The 17,671-nt window shown below is 51.5% G+C and carries 14 protein-coding genes; 13 read left to right on the forward strand and 1 reads right to left on the reverse strand.

The features are described 5' to 3' along the window. The first annotated feature begins 142 nt into the window (after positions 1 to 142). The 6 genes from C2I18_RS24455 (at position 143) to C2I18_RS24480 (ending at position 6,288) form a co-directional block, all read left to right on the forward strand. A complete protein-coding gene (locus tag C2I18_RS24455; RefSeq protein WP_249898318.1) occupies positions 143 to 1,411 on the forward strand; it encodes an ABC transporter substrate-binding protein in 1,269 nt (422 codons plus the stop codon). A gap of 120 nt (positions 1,412 to 1,531) precedes the next feature. After that, on the forward strand, positions 1,532 to 2,407 hold the full coding sequence (locus C2I18_RS24460; RefSeq protein WP_249898319.1) for a carbohydrate ABC transporter permease: 876 nt from the start codon (positions 1,532 to 1,534) through the stop codon (positions 2,405 to 2,407). 13 nt (positions 2,408 to 2,420) lie between these two features. Next, entirely contained in the window at positions 2,421 to 3,266 is an 846-nt protein-coding gene (locus tag C2I18_RS24465) for a carbohydrate ABC transporter permease (RefSeq protein WP_249898320.1), read from the forward strand. A 59-nt stretch (positions 3,267 to 3,325) separates the two neighbouring features. Further along, positions 3,326 to 4,435 carry a glycoside hydrolase family 172 protein gene (locus C2I18_RS24470; protein WP_249898321.1) on the forward strand — a complete coding sequence of 370 codons (1,110 nt, stop codon included), beginning with the start codon at positions 3,326 to 3,328 and terminating at the stop codon, positions 4,433 to 4,435. 256 nt (positions 4,436 to 4,691) lie between these two features. Beyond that, positions 4,692 to 5,903, forward strand: a complete 1,212-nt coding sequence (locus C2I18_RS24475) for an ABC transporter substrate-binding protein (protein WP_249898322.1) — start codon at positions 4,692 to 4,694, stop codon at positions 5,901 to 5,903. Positions 5,904 to 6,129: 226 nt separating this feature from the next. Beyond that, positions 6,130 to 6,288, forward strand: coding sequence for a hypothetical protein (locus C2I18_RS24480; RefSeq protein ID WP_249898323.1), 159 nt, complete (start codon positions 6,130 to 6,132; stop codon positions 6,286 to 6,288). A 76-nt stretch (positions 6,289 to 6,364) separates the two neighbouring features. On the opposite strand, the gene C2I18_RS24485 is transcribed toward C2I18_RS24480, so the two are convergent. Then, positions 6,365 to 6,577 (reverse strand): hypothetical protein, encoded by a 213-nt coding sequence (locus tag C2I18_RS24485; RefSeq protein ID WP_249898324.1) that lies wholly within the window; start codon positions 6,575 to 6,577, stop codon positions 6,365 to 6,367. A gap of 217 nt (positions 6,578 to 6,794) precedes the next feature. On the opposite strand from C2I18_RS24485, the gene C2I18_RS24490 reads away from it, so the two are divergent. The 7 genes from C2I18_RS24490 (at position 6,795) to desA (ending at position 17,607) form a co-directional block, all read left to right on the forward strand. Beyond that, positions 6,795 to 8,156 carry an ABC transporter substrate-binding protein gene (locus C2I18_RS24490; protein WP_249898325.1) on the forward strand — a complete coding sequence of 454 codons (1,362 nt, stop codon included), beginning with the start codon at positions 6,795 to 6,797 and terminating at the stop codon, positions 8,154 to 8,156. Positions 8,157 to 8,273: 117 nt separating this feature from the next. Beyond that, positions 8,274 to 9,227, forward strand: coding sequence for a carbohydrate ABC transporter permease (locus tag C2I18_RS24495; protein WP_249898326.1), 954 nt, complete (start codon positions 8,274 to 8,276; stop codon positions 9,225 to 9,227). Next, a complete protein-coding gene (locus C2I18_RS24500; RefSeq protein ID WP_249898327.1) occupies positions 9,224 to 10,087 on the forward strand; it encodes a carbohydrate ABC transporter permease in 864 nt (287 codons plus the stop codon). The genes C2I18_RS24495 and C2I18_RS24500 overlap by 4 nt, the downstream gene beginning before the upstream one ends. A gap of 85 nt (positions 10,088 to 10,172) precedes the next feature. Continuing rightward, entirely contained in the window at positions 10,173 to 11,897 is a 1,725-nt protein-coding gene (locus C2I18_RS24505) for a cache domain-containing sensor histidine kinase (protein ID WP_249898328.1), read from the forward strand. A gap of 17 nt (positions 11,898 to 11,914) precedes the next feature. Continuing rightward, on the forward strand, positions 11,915 to 13,282 hold the full coding sequence (locus C2I18_RS24510) for an ABC transporter substrate-binding protein (protein WP_249902226.1): 1,368 nt from the start codon (positions 11,915 to 11,917) through the stop codon (positions 13,280 to 13,282). Positions 13,283 to 13,302: 20 nt separating this feature from the next. Next, positions 13,303 to 14,901, forward strand: a complete 1,599-nt coding sequence (locus C2I18_RS24515; protein WP_249898329.1) for a response regulator — start codon at positions 13,303 to 13,305, stop codon at positions 14,899 to 14,901. A gap of 1,644 nt (positions 14,902 to 16,545) precedes the next feature. Continuing rightward, complete coding sequence (desA, locus tag C2I18_RS24520; protein WP_249898330.1) at positions 16,546 to 17,607, forward strand: Delta(5) desaturase DesA; 1,062 nt, start codon at positions 16,546 to 16,548, stop codon at positions 17,605 to 17,607. Positions 17,608 to 17,671 lie beyond the last annotated feature (64 nt).

The following is a 17,671-nucleotide window of genomic DNA, read 5'->3' on the forward strand; positions in this document are numbered from 1 at the left end:
TTCTTGGCTAGGCGCGAAAAAAAAGACCGAGGTCACAATCTTACACATTTTTGGTCAACATCGGCTGTATTCCCGCTCACGGTAAAGTTAGTATACTGATCGTGTGAAACGCTTACAAGATAATACACAGGGAGGTTAAGGTATGAAAAAATGGTCATCCCTACTGATGGCAGGCTCGCTGTCGCTGGCGGTATTAACTGCCGGATGCTCGGGCGGAGGCTCAAATGCGGGCAGTGAGGCGAATAGCACGGATCCCGATACAGCAGGCAGCAAGGATGAAATTACACTCTACACTATTCAATCCACCAATCCAAATTTTAAGGCCTGGCTGGATGAAGCGCAGGAGAAAAGCGGGGTCAAAATCAATTGGGTCGCCGCACCGACCGATTCAGATACCCGTCAGCAGAAAATTTCCACCATCCTTTCTTCGGGCGACAGCACTGTGGACATTCTGGAAATCAACGATGAAATGGCCACTTCCTTTAAAAACGCCGGCTGGCTGGACCCGCTGCAGGATACGGTGCTGACTGAGGATATTATGAAGCAGCTGCCACAGGGCTATATGAAGGATATGCTAACCTCCGCCAAAGGCGATGTGTTCGGCGTCCCAAGCTATACTGGCTATCTCGCGCTGTGGGTCGACCAGAAGAAGCTGGATGCAGCCGGAATGACCTCAATTGAAACCAAAGAGGATTATGTGAATTTTCTGAAGGCTACAACGAGGGACGGTCAGTACGGCTACGGCGGCTCCTGGGAAAAGACATACGTTTCTAACGAAATTGCAACCTTTGTCAATTTGTTCGGTGGCGACTACTATGACTGGACCAATGAGAACAGCCGCGAGGCGGTCAAGTTTATGTACGACATGGCCAATACTTGGAAGGTGACGCCAGTCGATCAGATTGCGGACAAATATGAGCAGATGAACCAAAAATTTATTGACGGCAAATACGCGTCTGTGTTCATGTGGGGGACAGGCACGGATTATAAACAGGCGAACCGGTACGGACCTGATCAGATCCATATGGTTAATATGCCCGAATTTGCAAAACGCAGCATTTTCACCGATTCCTGGAGTTATGTGCTGAATTCGGCTTCCAAAAATAAAGAGGCGGCAATCAAATTTCTCCAGTATGTAGCCAGCGAGGACGGCGAGCTGAGCGGCTGGAAGAATTTTGACCGCTACCCGGCCAGAGCAGACGTCTCAGCTAATGAAGCGGTGACCGGCGACATTAAGGAAATCTATACTCTGATCCAGTCCACCAATGAGGTTCACGGACGCCCGATGCTCCCGCAGACGATGGAATTCATCTCCGAGATGGGCACGCTGTTCCAGAACTATATTCAGGATAAAATTACGCTGGACGAATTCTGCCAGAAAGCGCAGGATGCGGTTGAACGCTACCAGTAACGTCCAGCTAACCTTAAATCAACTGTAACTATCATACCGCAAAGGTAGGGCAAGCAGCGGGAGCGCCGGCTCCCGTCACTTGCTCATCCGAGCCTTGCCGCAGGAAAGGAGGCGCTGTCCATGTATGCCAGCCGAAAATATTGGGCGATAGCTTGGGTTCTAGTGCTGCCCGCGCTGATTATCCGGGTGTTCACGACCATCTATCCCATCATTGAAACGTTCCGCATCAGTCTTTACGAAGTCAAGCTGCTGCGGGGGATCCGCGAGTTCGTCGGCTTCGGTAACTTCATTGAAATGTTCCAGGATTCCAAGGTGATCGCCTCTATCGAATTTACGGCCATTTTTGTAGCGGGCTCCATGATCGGCCACATCGTGCTGGGTATTGCGCTTGCGCTTATTCTCAATATGAAATTCGCAGGGCAAAAGGTGCTGCGGACGATTGTGCTGCTGCCCTGGGCCATGCCCATGGTGGTCATTGCTATGGCCTCAAAGTGGGCGTTCAACAATGAATACGGGCTGATTAATGATTTTGTCCGCTGGTTTAACCCGAATTTTAGTCTGGACTGGCTTATCCATACGAATACGGCACGTTATGCCGTCATTGCCGTTGACCTGTGGAAGGATTTACCCTTCTTCGCCATTTTGGTGCTGGCCGGGCTGCAGTTTATTTCCGCAGAAATGTATGAAGCAGCCAAAATTGACGGGGCAGGCCACGTCCGTTCATTCTTCAGCATTACGCTGCCTCTGTTGTCCCGCAATATTCTGATGCTGAGCATTTTCTTTACAATGTGGCGGATAACCTCCTTCGACGTCGTGTATGCGATGACGAGCGGGGGACCCGGAGAAAGTACTGCACTGATCGCCTACCGGGTAACAACCGAGGCGTTTACGAATCTCAACACGGGCTATGCCGCCGCAATTGCGGTTGTGCTGTTTCTGGTCATGGCTCTGCTCAGCGGGCTCAGCATGTCCGCAGCCAAACGCGTAGACTACTAAGGAGCGATGTACGATGACGACCCAAAACCCCAGACCGCTGCCGCTCACCCTGCTCATGTGGGGCCTGGCCCTGATCGTAGCCTTTCTGATCCTGTTTCCGCTCTGGTGGATCTTTATTTCCTCCATTACGCCAGCGGGGGAGCTGTTCTCTAAACCGATCAAATATTGGCCCGATCATCCGACGCTTGCCAGCTACCGCTATCTGATTGAGAATGTGGGGCTGCTGCCGAAAATTTGGGATACCGCCATTATCGTCGGACTGTCGATATTGATCGGGATGATCGTGTCCGTTATGGCTGCCTTCAGCTTCGCCCGGTTCCGCACCAGGGGTCTTGCCGTTGCCGTCGGCTTCCTGCTGGCATCCATGCTGATTCCCGATGTCGTTACCGCCCGTCCGCTGTATGATTTCCTGCGCAGCGTGCATCTGTATGATACGTATACGGGGCTGATTATCTTATATATCAGCGGCATTCTTCCGTTTACGATTCTGATTCTGCAGAACTATCTGAATGATATCCCGGTTTCGATCGAGGAGTCGGCGGCCATCGACGGCTGCGGTTTTTATCAGTCGCTGATTTACGTTACCGTACCGCTGCTCCGTCCGGCGCTGGCAACCGTCTGTATCGTCAACTTTATTACATGCCTTAACAACTTCTTCACGCCGCTGTTCTACTCGAACGGAATTTCGGTGCTGTCCACAGCCATTACGCAGCTGCCGCTTAGAGACAATATGTACGCTGTGCCGTGGGACCTGGTCAGCGCCATGGGGTGGATCATTATTGTGCCGATTATCGTCTTCGTCGCGATCTTCCAGAGACAGATTATGGAGGGAATTATGGCTGGCGGAGTTAAAGGCTGATTATAAGCTAAGAACGCTGTCAAGGAACAAAATAAGTGTACGAGAGAGGAGTCTATACTATGGTTGAACATCCGTTTGTGGGAGGGCTTACAGCGCTTCCCCTGCTCAAATCCTGCCGGAGCCGGGCCGTTAACGCTGAGAATCCGAAAGGTGAAAAAGGCAAGGGAGGCATGGCGGCCAGCCATCTCGGCCCTTCCCGCAAAGGCTCTCCCTGCATCCGGGACGTAGCGTCCGGCGCAACTGCCTTGCTGGCTGATATTGAGGGTCCCGGTGTCATCGAACATATCTGGATCACCGTCACCGACCGGACTGAAGCAGACACCTTTGTCTTAAGGGACTTGGTGCTGCGCATGTATTGGGATGATGAGACTGAACCTTCCGTAGAAAGCCCGCTCGGGGATTTCTTCTGCAGCGGTTTCGGGCGAGGCTGCACCGTCAATTCCCAGGCGATTGTCGTCAATCCGACACGGGGCTTCAACTGCTACTTCCCGATGCCGTTTAGGCGTAAAGCGAGAATTGAAATCGAGAACCAGCATGAAGCGCCTATTCCGGCCCTTTTTTATCAGATCGATTACTGCCTGCATGATGAATTGCCTGAGCAGACCGCCTATTTCCACGCCCATTGGAGGCGGCAGCGGATGACCAGCAAGGCAGAGGATTACGTCATTCTGGACAATGTAAAGGGCCGAGGACAGTACGTGGGAACCTATATCGCGCTGACGACCCTGGAGCGGTATTGGTGGGGAGAAGGCGAAATGAAGATGTATATCGACGGGGACGACGAATATCCGACGATCTGCGGTACGGGGATGGAGGATTATTTCGGAGGTGCCTGGAGCTTTGCGACACAGAAGGACGGAAAGACAGTGGAGAACACGTACTGTACGCCTTACATGGGGTACCCGTATTATTCTGCTCATGACGAGGCCGTTCATAATTTCTATCATAATGACGACGCGCCGCCGATGCGCGGGTTCTACCGCTGGCATATACTGGACCCGATCCGGTTCCATGAGGACCTTAAAGTGACGGTTCAGCAGATCGGAGTCTACAAAAAGGGCTTGTTCGAGCGTCAGGACGATGTAGCTTCGGTCGCATACTGGTATCAGACAGAGCCGCACCAGCCGTTCGAACCGCTGATGTCCAAGGAAGAGCGCTGGCCGAGATAAAGCTAAGGCAAGCTGAGAATTGGGATACCGGCAAGGACCCAAGGACAGGCGCAGGCAAATATTTCTTCGTATCTTCCCGCAGGGACTGGCGTTTATACTGGTTATAAAGCCATCTTGCGACGAAGGGGTAGACAATGCGATGAGGTCCAAGCGATTTATATTAACCGTAGCAATACTCCTGCTCACTGCTGCTGCTGCTGCGGCCTGCGGGGGGCGAAACGGAGTCATCTATGAGTCAGACGCAGGAAGAAATCAGTTGGGAAATAGAGGGGAATCTGTGCGGACGCTGAAGATTTTTAATTTTAAGGTGGAGATGGCAGAACAGCTGAATGCACTGACGCAGCGATATCAGGAAGAAACCGGCGTGCAAATTGAGCTCGATACCTGCGGCGGGGGCTGCGATTACAGCGCGGAGCTGAAGACGAGGTTTAACTCCGGCGACAAGCCGGATCTGTTCTTCGTGGCAGGATATACCGACCTGGACCTCTGGCAGGAGTACCTTGAGGATCTTAGCGATGAACCGTGGGCAGAGGAGATACAGGAGCTGGCTAGACCCGGCATTATAAAGAATGGGCAAATCTACGGGATGCCGCTCGCGATGGAAGGCTGGGGTTTTATTTACAATAAGGCCCTTTTCCGCAAGGCGGGAATTGAAACCGCGCCGGTGACGCTCAGCGGGCTGAGAGCAGCGGCGGAGCGGCTTCAAGCAGCCGGCATCACGCCGTTTGAGAACGGCTACGCGGAATGGTGGGTCCTCGGCAATCATCTGCTGAATACTGCATTTGCCCTGCAGCCCGATCCGGAGAAGTTCATTGAAGAAGCCGGCAGCGGCAGCGCCAGGCTGACCGGGAATGAAACGTTTGAAGCCTGGCTGGATCTGATTGACCTCACGCTGGAATATGGTCAGGAGGCACCGCTGCAGACTGATTATTATACTCAGGTGGTTCATTTTGCAGACGGACAGGCGGCGATGATGCAGCAGGGGAGCTGGACGCAGCTGCAGCTGGATAAGCTGGCTCCGGATCTGGACATCGGCTTCCTGCCAATGCCGGTGAATGATGACGGCGTGAGGATGGATAAACTTCAGATCGGGGTGGCGAATTACTGGGGCGTGCTCAAAAGCTCGGCAATGAAGGAGGAGGCCAAGGCATTTTTACGCTGGCTGGCAAGCTCCGGTGCCGGCCGGAAGTTTGTCGTGGATGCGAGGCTGATTCCCGCCCTTAAGGACATGTCGGTTCCGGAAGGCCAGTTAGGGCCGCTGGCTGCGGATATCATGTCATATATGAAAGAAGGCAAGACGCTTCCTTGGTTGTGGCAGCGCTATCCGGGGTACGAGGCGACCACCTCACAGATGAGTGTGCAGATGCAGGCTTATATCGGCGGACAGATCCGCCGGGAGAAGCTGCTGGCTGAATTTCAGCGGATATGGGATACGGCCCGGAGTTTCGTGCATTACCCGCCGGCGTAACTTCCGTTTTTAACGCATACTAAGACGTGTATAACTGTATAGATATTTTAAAGCAGAACAAAGTAACGAATTTAGTTGCTTTGTTCTTTTTTTTCCTTAAAGTGCAAAAAAACTGTTTAGGAATGGAAGGAACGGTTTAAATAAGGGATAACATATTGCGCAACGACGCAAAGTATACGCAAATTATATGCAATTGGTGAAGATTACGGAAGGAGGGGGAACATTAATGAGCATGACGGTACATAATCTTATGGCTTTCAATCATCAATTTTTTAGACCTCAACCCGTGGTCGAGCCAAGGCAGCAGAGAACGGAAGAGAAGACTCAAAGCTTTCAGGATATCCTGAACGAAAAGCTGAGAGCTACCAGCGAAATGAAACGGTAGAAGTTATAGACTGAATTTAGAAGTAAAACAGAAGCCGGACATGTTCCCCTTGGGGCGCTTGTCCGGCTTCTTTGCATTATGATCTGACCTCATAAAATTGGCAGCTGCCGCGGGAATAATACGTCAAGTCGCTGACCCGGGACTGGATCACAACATCGGTATCGGTGAAACGTACGACGGTAGCGCCGGAATTCACCAGGTGATCATCCTGAAAGACACGGACAGGCAGCTTGCGGTCAACGGCCTCCTGCAAATCCCGGTCAGTCAGCAAAGGACGGTTGATGGGCATGGAAGTACTCTCCTTTTGTCATTAAATAAGAGGAAATAAAAATAGTATACCTGCGCAGGTGTGATAAATCCAATACCGGCAGCAGAAACTGTAGAACCGTCACCGGCCTCACCGTAATTATTTCCACCACAAATCGGAAGTTTGCCTCCTCAAAAAAATCATTCCTCTACTGTACACTAAGTCTTGTAAGAGAAACCTTTGAGAGGGGTACAGAGGAATGTATAAAGTAAAGAAACTTGCGTTGACACTGGCTTCAATCATGCTCGTCAGCACGCTGGCCGCATGCGGAGGCAACAATAATGCAGGCAGCAACGCAAACAAAGAGAATGCAGGTAACAACGCAGCAAGCACAAATGCTCCGGCGGCAACTGAAGATGCTGCAGAGCCTGCCGAAAAGGTAGAGCTTTCATTCTGGACACTCGGCAACGTCAACTATGAAGAGCTGGCGGCTGAGTACACAAAGGAACATCCGAACGTTACGATCAAAATCCAGAACACCGGTGACCAGACGGCCCACCACAACAACCTGACTACAGCATTGTCGGCAGGTTCCGGCGCACCTGATATTTTCCAGCTTGAAATCGGTTTCATGGAACGTTTTATCAGCGCACAGGACAAATTCTATAACCTGAACGATCTCGGTGCCAAAGACATTCAGGCGAATTACCTGGACTGGAAATGGAAACAGGCTTCCTCCGTTGACGGCAGCTTCCAGCTCGGACTTCCGACAGATATCGGGCCTACCGTTGTCTACTACCGTACAGATCTGGTTGAAGCTGCAGGACTGCCGGCAGATCCGGAAGGCTTCAGCGCAGCCATTGATACCTGGGATAAATTTGCGTCTGTAGCCAAGGCGTACAAAGACAAAACTGGCAAGTACTTCTCCGACTTGACGGACCTGACTTACAACGCGCTGCGTGACCAGTCTGCAGATGAAATTTATTTCAGCAAAGCAGACGGCAAGTTCATCGGCGACACTAACCCGCAGGTGAAAAAAGCCTATGACTTCACAGTAAAAGGGATTCAGGAAGGTTGGATCAGCAACTATCTGCTGTGGTCGCCTGAATGGGGTCAAGGCATGAGCGACGGTTCCTTCGCCGTAGTTATGGGGCCTGCATGGATGGCAGGTAATATCAAGAGCAACGCACCGGATTCGTCCGGCAAGTGGAAAATCGCCCAGCTGCCTGAAGGTGCAGGAAACTGGGGAGGATCTTTCATCACCTTGCCTAAGGAAGGCAAGCATCCCGAAGTGGCCTATGATTTTATCCAATTCCTTGTGAACAAAGACAGCCAGCTGGAATCGTTCAAAACCAAAGGCCTGATGCCTTCCATTCCTGCACTGTATGAAGACCCTGCTTTCGTTGATTTCAAAGATGATTTCTTTGCCGGACAGCAGACTGCCGTTGAATTCGGTAAAGCTGCAAACCGCGTAAAACCGGTATACTACGGACCGCTGCATGACCAGACTGACACGTTCTTCAAGAACGCGCTCAAGAATGTAATCGAGAAAAAAGCGGACCCTGCCAAAGAGTGGGACGAAGCAGTTAAACAAGCGAAGACCCTGGCAGAACGCAGCTAGGATCATTCACGAAAGAATGGTATCCCTGAAAGTCCGGATTCATGGAGAGCTTCATTCTCTGTGAATCCGGATTTCTGGAATTTACAGGAGTTTTCTTATCTTCCCTGGAGGTGTGACATGGCACAGCCCGTAATTACGAGTCCGCATGCCGAGAGCAAACGCCCATTTTTAACTGAACAAAGACGGAGCCGCATCACTGCATATACCTTCATTTCCCCGTTCTTTATTCTGTTCTCGATATTCGGACTGTACCCGATATTCTTTACCTTCTATTTATCCTTCTTCAAGTGGGATGCCCTTAATCCGATGAAGTTCGTCGGTATGAAAAACTACGAGCTCGTAACGAGTGATCCGACGTTCTGGATTTCCTTCTCCAATACGCTGATCATGGGGCTTATGGGCACGCTGCCGCAGGTGCTTCTGGCATTGCTGCTGGCGGTTCTGCTGCACTCTGGAATGACCAAATTCAAAAAGACCTTCCGCATTCTGTATTTCATGCCCAACATCACCTCCATCGTTGCTGTAACGCTCGTCTTCAGTACACTTTTCGGCAACAACGGGATGATCAACTGGATGCTGAACGGACTGGGACTCGACAGTATGGCGTTTAACTCCGGCTGGTGGGGAGTAAAAATTGCAATTTCCACAATGGTGATGTGGCGCTGGACGGGCTACAATGCAATCATTTTCCTCTCAGGCCTGCAAAGTATTCCGATGGATCTGTACGAATCTGCGCGGATTGACGGGGCGAACAGAAGACAACAGCTCTTCTCCATCACTCTGCCGCTGCTTAAACCGTTCATTATTTTCGTATCCCTGCAGTCGACGATCGGTGCCCTTCAGCTCTTTACAGAGCCTTATGTATTCCTCGGTCAAGCGGGAACAGGTTCCACCCGTCAGGAAGGGATCACTATGGTTACCTATCTTTACAGCGAAGCTTTCCGCAACGGATTCTTCGGTACAGCGGCAGCTACGGCAGTCCTGCTGTTCCTCGTTACAATTCTATTCTCCATCCTTAATATGCTGATTTCCAGAGGCACAGGCGGAGACACTGGGAGGAAAAAAGCGTGAGTACACTGCGTATGTTCAGAAAAAAACCGGATGATCTCGGCTTCTTCGGCAAATTGGGCTTTTATTTCCTGCTGATTCTCGGCGCGCTGATCTCTGTCTTTCCGTTCTATTGGATGTTTGTAGTCGGCACGAATGACAAGGGGGCTGTGTTTCATGTGCCGCCGCTGCTGACGGTAGGGGACCAGTTCTTCGATAATTTCAAGCGGGTGCTGGAAAAAGCGGACTTCTTCCAGGCGCTCGGCAACTCGCTGTTTGTATCTTCAATGGTAACGGTATCGGTTGTGTTCTTCTGCACACTGGCCGGTTATGCTTTTGCCAAATATGAGTTTCCGCTCAAAAATATGCTGTTCGTGTTCGTTATCGCAACACTGATCGTCCCGCAGCAGCTGGGTGTACTGCCGACTTACGTAATTATGGCCAAACTGCACTGGATCGACAGCTACAAGGCGCTGATTGTGCCGGCGATGGTGAATGCCTTCGGGATTTTCTGGATGCGCCAGTACATCTCCTCCGCTGTGCCGACAGAGCTGATTGAAGCGGGACGCATTGACGGCGGCGGACATTTCCGGATCTTCTGGAATATTGCCGTTCCGGTAATCACTCCGGCCATGGCGACGCTTGGCATCCTGAACTTTATGACGGTATGGAATGATTTCTTCTGGCCGCTTGTTGTCCTGAAGAACAAGGAACATTATACGATTCAAATCGCCCTGCAGCAGCTGTTCACTACACGCGACGGGCTGGATTACGGCATGATCATGTCAGCGACCTTTACGGCTACACTGCCGCTGCTGATCGTCTTCCTGCTGTTCAGCCGCTGGGTTATTGCCGGACTTACCTCAGGCGCAATTAAAAGCTGACACAGTTTTTTATGATTAACAAGGAAACAGGAAGTCCCTTGAAGAATAATAATGGGCAGAGACAGCAGGAGGAAGGGAAGGAACTATGAAGCTCCGCCGTAAAATTTTGTTCGCTATTATTCTTCTTGTGTTCATTCCCGTAATCGTGATGGGCATAGTTACATATGTGAATTTCTCCAATGCCATGGAGAAGAAATCAAGCAATTTCTATTGGATCTCCCTTCTGGAGACAGACCGCAAGCTCAAATTTGCCCTCAGCGAAATTTCGAATATTACCAATTCGGCGATTATTCAGCCCAAAATCCAGGAACCGCTCAAGCAGCGGGATTTTGTACTGACCTATGACATCAAGCAGGACATTAATAACCTGCTGATCAATCATCCAATGATCACTTCGTTCAGCCTGTACGGCAAGGACCGGCTGCTCTATCAGTATAACGCTCCGATGTCCTTCAGTGAGATGACCCACCAGAACTGGTACCGTGCTATGGAAGAGGCGGAAGGCCGGCCGGTATGGTCCGGGCCCGGAGAGAACGGTTCAGAAAATTCCGGCAATCCCGTGCTGGTGCATGCCAGGGTCATCAAGGATTCTTTTTCACTGGAGGATATCGGTTATCTGGTCGTCTACGTCAAGCCTGATCTGCTGGACCAGATCTTCTGGGAAGCAGCCACGCTGAAGAAAGGCGATATTCTGCTGGTCAATAAGCAGGGGAATATCGTATTTAACAAATCCGGCGAGCATATCGGGCAGCTGACCCGTTTTCCTTTTCTGGAGGAAGGGTATGCCAAGGCTCAGGACTATTACATCGACAATTATCAAGGGGAGAAATCATTGATTACTTTCCTTCCTTCCCATAATCCCGAATGGAGTCTGGTAGCGATCACGCCCATGAACCTGATCTCCTCGGAGTCGGATTCCATCCGCAATCTGGCTATTATTTTGTCCACAGTATCTTTGCTGTCCGCCTTCCTGTTTGACCGCTATTTCATCCGCAGGCTTGTGCGCAGCATCAACAGTGCGGTCAACGGCATGAAGCGGGTCAAGCAGGGAATCTACACTCCCATTACGATTCCTTTGCGCTCGGATGATGAAAGCGATCATCTGATCGACGGCTTCAACCGGATGAGCGCGCAGATCAGCGAGCTGATTGAGCAGGTGCAGACCGAGCAGGGCCGCAAGAAGGAGGCGGAGATGCAGGCGCTGATGGCGCAGATCAACCCGCATTTTATATACAATTCGCTCGAATCCATCAACTCGATGGCTGTGCTGGCGGGGAACAGGGATATCAGCAAAATGGTTGTATCGCTCGGCAGGCTGCTGCGGATCAGTATCAGCCAGAACCAGGAGCTTATCCCGCTGCAGATGGAGTTTGAGCATGTCCGGCATTATCTTGATATCCAGAAATTCCGTTTTGAAGACAAATTCTCGTACCGGATTGATCTGCCTGACCCGCTTAAGCACGTCATGACCCAGAAGCTGATCGTACAGCCTATTGTCGAAAACGCTTTATATCATGCCATTGAGCAGATGGAAGAGCACGGAAATATAACAATCAGCGCGCATGAGACAGGAAAGGATATTATTATCATCGTGAAAGACAACGGCCCGGGCTTTGATCTGCCTACACTAATGAGCTTATGGAACAACGAGCACAGCAATCCCAAAAAGTACAGCGACAGCGGCGTTGGACTGAAGAACGTGCATGAGCGGCTGAATATCCGGTTCGGCAATCCCTATGGCATCCTAGTATGCTCCTCCCCTGGCTTCGGTTCTACAATCTGTATCCGTATTCCGAGAATCCAGCCATGAACATAAACAGACACGGGATGAAAGGGAGGCGGGCAGCCGTGAGATGGGTGATGAAATGGGGCTGGATTCTGCTCTATATCCTGCTGATGGCCGGGGCGGTATTGTTCATAAACTTCGGCTACAGGGAGCCGATAGAAGATAATTCCCCCGAGAAAATCACATTGACCTTCCGCCACTTCTGGATCAAGGAGCATGACCGGCCGCTGCTGGCGATTTATGAAGAGGTGGTTCAGGAATACCAGAAGGACCATCCCAATGTCAAAGTGAATTTCGAAGGGCTTGACCAGACCATTCACCGGGAGCAGAAGCTGAAGAACGAGATGGTGACCGGTACGCCGCCGGATATGTTTGTGCTTTTCGGCGGTGCAGAGATTGAGCCGTATGTACGGTCCAACAGGCTGATGGATCTGACCGATTTTGTCATGGAGAACGGTCTCAGGAACCAGTTCAGCGATCTGCATCTGTGGACCTTTGATAATCATATTTACGGACTGCCGATTGAAGGGAACGCCGAGCCGCTCTATTTTAACAAAACACTGTTCAACAAACTGGGGATCAAGATTCCCGAAACGGTAGATGAACTGGACTCAGCGGTCCGGAAACTGAAAAATGCAGGGGTTATTCCCTTTGCTCTCGGCAATGAGGACCGCTGGCCAGCGCTGATTTTTGCCCATTATCTGATGGACCGGTACGCCGGACCTGAACTGATCCAGAAGCTGGTTACCGGCGAAGATCACGCTACTTTTCAGAATACAGCCTATTCGCAGGCGTTCCGGCATCTGGAAAAGTGGATAGGGGAAGGGGCCTTCAGCCCGTCCTCCAACGATTTGTCGCCGGAAAATGCGGTGAAGCTGTTCACCAGCGGCCAGGCAGCCATGTATCTCAACGGCAACTGGGATATTAATTTGTTCTCCGGTAACGAAGCACCTCCCGGTTTTCAGAATGAGGTGGGGGTCATTCCGTTCCCTGCACTTGCCAAAGGGACAGAGCCTTCCATCGCGGGCGGATATACGATCGGAATCGGACTATCCTCGAGCCTGACCGGTGCCAAACGTGAAGCGGCGCTGGAGCTGATGAAGGCCTTTTATACGAAAGAAATTCAGACAAGGATTGTGTATGAAGGATTGAGAATCCCTTCCATGCGGATTGCCTTTGATCCGGAGAAGACCGGACCGGTATTTGCACAGGTTATGGAGATCATGGACAAGAACAAGCAGAGCTTCGTGCCATATGACAATCTGCTGTCTCCTGAAGTCAAAAAAACCTTCCTTACTGTCATTGAAAATATGATTGACGGAGGGATAAATGGGGATGAGGCGCTGAAGGAGCTGCAGACTTCCTCACAGCAGTACTGGAATCTGATCCAAAGCTCGGCAGTTCAATAATTCTTGGGGGTGTGGGGGCAATGAGTGCACGGCAAGAGAGATACAAAGTACTGCTGGTGGATGATGAGCCGATTATTCTGCGCAGCCTGAAGGTGGCGATTCCGTGGGAAGAGCTGGGGCTTACCATAGCGGGAGAAGCAAAGAACGGAGAGGCTGCCCTGCGGCTGATTGACGAAATTTCACCGCAGATCGTGATCAGTGACATCCGCATGCCGGTGATCGACGGAATTGCCCTGATGAAAGAGGTGCTTCCGCGCAGCTCCAAGCTGATCTTCATCTTCATCAGCGGCTACGGCGAATTTGAATATGCCCGGGATGCGCTGCGGCTGGGTGCTTTTGACTATCTGCTGAAGCCGATCGACCATGATGAACTGACGGAAATGCTCAGCAGGGCGAAGCAGAAGCTCGATTGGCAGAAGGAAAACGAACAGCTTATGCATTCGGTGCAGATGCTGTCGACACTGGCCCGGGAGCGGATGTTTGCCGAATTTACCCTGGGCAATCCGCGTCCGCTGCAGCATCTGAAATGGCTGGAGAACAGCGAGCTGGACGGCGAATATTTCATGGCGGTGGTCCGGCTGGACGATTACGCTGCCCTGACGGCCAAATGGAGCGCCGAGGAGAAGCATCTCTGGCTGTTCGCGGTCCGGAATATCCTGGAGGAATGGTCTCTGGATAACGGGGCGCTGTCTGTCTTCCCGTTCTACAACGGGGAGTGGGTGCTGCTGTTCCCGGGAAGCCTCAGTGTGGGCAAACGTGAGCTGGGAGAACAGCTGATTGCCGGGATCAAAAGATATTCCAAACTGTCCTGCTCTGTTGGCATCAGCCGCAGTACGCAGGGGATTGACCAGCTCAGCACCGTTTACCCGCTGGCCGCCAAAGCGCTGTTTCAGCGGTTTTACTCCGGTCAGGCCGGCGTATTTATTGAAGAGGAGACGGCCGGAATTCCGGAGCGCGAGGTAAAATATCCGAAAGAGCTGGAAATTTCGCTGATTGAGAGCATCCGCACGCTGAATATGGAACGGATGCTGGTGCTTTTTGATGAAATGGCCTGCTTCATCGAAGCACAGGCGCTCCCGAGGGAGCTTGCCCAGCGGATTATCATTGAAATGATTGTAGTGCTCTACAGGCAGTTCGAGGACCTGAATATGCAGCCGGACCTGACGCTGGAAGGCCTGCTGGGCAGGCTACAAGGGCTAAGCACACTGGATCATGTCATTGACCTCCTGAAGCGGGAATTCCGTGAATGGATGCAGCGCAGCAATAAGACCTTAGCCCGCGAAGACGGCCGGAGTGCCGTGGATAAAGCGAAACGCTATATTGAAGCCAACTATCATAAAGACCTCAGCATTGAGGAAGTGGCCGAGGTGGCCGGCCTCAGCATCAGCCATTTCTGCACCTTGTTCAAGCAGGTCTCAGGCTATACGTTCCTGGAATTTGTGACCTGCTGCCGGATGGAAAAGGCCAAGGATATTCTGCAGAACAGCCCGGTGAAGGTGTACCAGGTGGCACCGCTGGTAGGCTACCAGGACCCGAAATATTTTACCCAGGTGTTCAAGAAGGCGACCGGCAGAACCCCGAGCGAATACCGCGAGGAGCATTCGAGGCAGGCGAAATAGGGGTTGACGGCACGGGGTACATGGGGCACACGGGCAAACGAGGTACACGGAGCACAGACGGAGCACACGTAGAGCAGACGGGACACACGGGACACACGGGACACACGGGACACACGGAGGAAATCCGTGTGTTTTTTGTTTTGGATTTAGCCCGCAGAGGTCCAATGTACTCGTTTTTTCGAGTATAATGGGCGACTTTCCGTGCGCCGGGTCCCAATGAACTCGTTTTTACGAGTATAATGGGCCGCTTTCCGTGCGAAGCGGACCAATGTACTTGATTTTTCGAGTATAATGGACCGTTTTCCCAGCGCCGGGTCCCAATGAACTCGGTTTTTCGAGTATAATGGACCGCTTTCTGTGCGCAGCTGCCCAATGTACTCGATTTTTCGAGTATAATGGACCGCTTTCCGTGCGCAGCGGTCCAATGAACTCGGTTTTTCGAGTATAATGGGCGACTTTCCGTGCGCAGCGGCTCAATGTACTCGGTTTTTCGAGTATAATGGGCCGCTTTCCGTGCGAAGTGGTCCAGTGTACTCGGTTTTTCGAGTATAATGGTCCACTTTCCCAGCGCGGGGCCCAATGAACTCGGTTTTTCGAGTATAATGGGCCGCTTTCCGTGCGAAGTGGTCCAGTGTACTCGTTTTTTCGAGTATAATGGGCCGCTTTCCGTGCGAAGTGGTCCAGTGAACTCAGTTTTTCGAGTATAATGGGCGACTTTCCGTGCGCAGCGGCGCAATGTACTCGATTTTTCGAGTATAATGGGCCGCTTTCCCAGCGCCGGGGCCCAATGAACTCGGTTTTTCGAGTATAATGGGCGACTTTCCGTGCGCAGCGGCGCAATGTACTCGATTTTTCGAGTATAATGGGCCGCTTTCCGTGCGCAGCGATCCAATGTACTCGGTTTTTCGAGTATAATGGGCCGCTTTCCCAGCGCCGGGGCCCAATGAACTCGATTTTTCGAGTATAATGGGCCGCTTTCCCAGCGCCGGGGCGCAATGTACTCGATTTTTCGAGTATAATGGGCCGCTTTCCGTGCGCAGCGGTCCAATGTACTCGGCTTTTCGAGTATAATGGGCGACTTTCCGTGCGCAGCGGTCCAATGTACTCGGCTTTTCGAGTATAATGGGCGACTTTCCGTGCGCAGCGGTCCAGTGTACTCGGTTTTTCGAGTATAATGGTCCGCTTTCCCAGCGCCGGGGCCCAATGTACTCGGCTTTTCGAGTATAATGGGCGACTTTCCGTGCGCAGCGGCCCAATGTACTCGTTTTTTCGAGTATAATGGGCGACTTTCCCAGCGCAGCGGTCCAATGTACTCGGTTTTTCGAGTATAATGAGCGACTTTCCGTGCGCAGCGGCCCAATGTACTCGTTTTTTCGAGTATAATGGTCCGCTTTCCCAGCACCGGGGCCCAATGTACTCGATTTTTCGAGTATAATGGGCCGCTCGGGGATAAGTATCCCAAAGCAGCCCGTTCCGCGATTCATGTGCCTGACTGCGCTGCGGCCGCGCTTTGTATCTGCAAGTATGACAAATGTCATACTCTGTACTTGATGTTTATGCCTTTTTGTCATGACACTTTCATCTATATAATGATTCTAGATCAATGTATACGGAATCGAATACACCGAGGAGGAACCGAGCAAGATGACTACCAAACAGACATCCCAGCTTTCCAGCCTGAAAAAAAGTGTTGCCCCCTACGAGAAAACAGACCATAAGGCGAGCGTGAGGCAGCTTGTGAATACGCTTGGACCGCTGCTGCTGCTGTGGGCTGCTGCCTATTTCAGTCTTGAAGTATCCTACTGGCTGACACTGCTGTTTGCCATTCCGGCGGCAGGCTTTGTGATACGGACCTTTATTATTTTTCATGACTGCTGTCATGGTTCCTTCTTCAAAAATCGTAAAGCCAATGACATCGTCGGCACGATTACCGGTGTATTGACCCTTGTGCCTTACCGGCAGTGGAAGCACAGCCACTCCATTCACCATGCCGGCAGCAGCAACCTGGACAAAAGAGGCATCGGCGATATCTGGATCATGACTGTGGATGAATATCTGGCGGCCAAACCGCTCAAACGGCTGTTTTACCGGATCTACCGTAATCCGCTGGTGATGTTCGGATTGGGCCCGATTGCCGTGTTCCTGATCCAGTACCGGTTCAACGCCAAAGGTGCAAGACGCAAGGAACGGATGAATACGTATCTTACGAATGTTTTAATCGTAGCGTTATATTCACTGATGATCTGGGCTATCGGCTGGCAGGCATTTCTGCTCGTTCAGCTGCCTATCGTATTTGTATCGGGATTCCTGGGCATCTGGCTGTTCTATGTACAGCATCAGTTCGAGGACACCTATTTTGAGCATGAAAATGAATGGAGTTATGTAATGGCTGCCGTGGAAGGCAGCTCCTATTACAAGCTTCCGAAGCTTCTGCAGTGGATAACAGGCAATATCGGCTTTCACCATGTGCATCATTTGAGCCCAAAGGTGCCGAATTACAATCTGGAGCTTGCGCACAACGCCACTCCGCCTCTGCAGATGGCAACGACAATTACAATCGGCACGAGTCTCAAGGCGCTGCATTTCCGCTTGTGGGACGAAGAGAATAAAAAATTCATCAGCTTCAAGGAAATCAAGGCGAAACTGCGCGAGCCAATTTCAGCGGGCTCCATGAACGTGTCCCGGCCCGGTTTTCAAAACAAATAACAGGCTTTACTGTGTCGAACCGAAAAGAGAAAGTCAGAACCGGAGGCGTGCATACACCGGCTGC

Origin of the sequence: Paenibacillus sp. PK3_47, assembly GCF_023520895.1 — a bacterium.
Classification (GTDB): Bacteria; Bacillota; Bacilli; order Paenibacillales; family Paenibacillaceae; genus Paenibacillus_AQ.

Excerpts from the sequence above, each read along its gene's own strand:
- C2I18_RS24455 (WP_249898318.1), top strand. The coding sequence starts at position 143 with ATGAAAAAATGGTCATCCCTACTGATGGCAGGCTCGCTGTCGCTGGCG.
- C2I18_RS24460 (WP_249898319.1), top strand. The coding sequence starts at position 1,532 with ATGTATGCCAGCCGAAAATATTGGGCGATAGCTTGGGTTCTAGTGCTG.
- C2I18_RS24465 (WP_249898320.1), top strand. The coding sequence starts at position 2,421 with ATGACGACCCAAAACCCCAGACCGCTGCCGCTCACCCTGCTCATGTGG.
- C2I18_RS24470 (WP_249898321.1), top strand. The coding sequence starts at position 3,326 with ATGGTTGAACATCCGTTTGTGGGAGGGCTTACAGCGCTTCCCCTGCTC.
- C2I18_RS24480 (WP_249898323.1), top strand. The coding sequence starts at position 6,130 with ATGAGCATGACGGTACATAATCTTATGGCTTTCAATCATCAATTTTTT.
- C2I18_RS24485 (WP_249898324.1), bottom strand. The coding sequence starts at position 6,577 with ATGCCCATCAACCGTCCTTTGCTGACTGACCGGGATTTGCAGGAGGCC.
- C2I18_RS24490 (WP_249898325.1), top strand. The coding sequence starts at position 6,795 with ATGTATAAAGTAAAGAAACTTGCGTTGACACTGGCTTCAATCATGCTC.
- C2I18_RS24495 (WP_249898326.1), top strand. The coding sequence starts at position 8,274 with ATGGCACAGCCCGTAATTACGAGTCCGCATGCCGAGAGCAAACGCCCA.
- C2I18_RS24505 (WP_249898328.1), top strand. The coding sequence starts at position 10,173 with ATGAAGCTCCGCCGTAAAATTTTGTTCGCTATTATTCTTCTTGTGTTC.
- C2I18_RS24510 (WP_249902226.1), top strand. The coding sequence starts at position 11,915 with ATGAAAGGGAGGCGGGCAGCCGTGAGATGGGTGATGAAATGGGGCTGG.
- C2I18_RS24515 (WP_249898329.1), top strand. The coding sequence starts at position 13,303 with ATGAGTGCACGGCAAGAGAGATACAAAGTACTGCTGGTGGATGATGAG.
- desA (WP_249898330.1), top strand. The coding sequence starts at position 16,546 with ATGACTACCAAACAGACATCCCAGCTTTCCAGCCTGAAAAAAAGTGTT.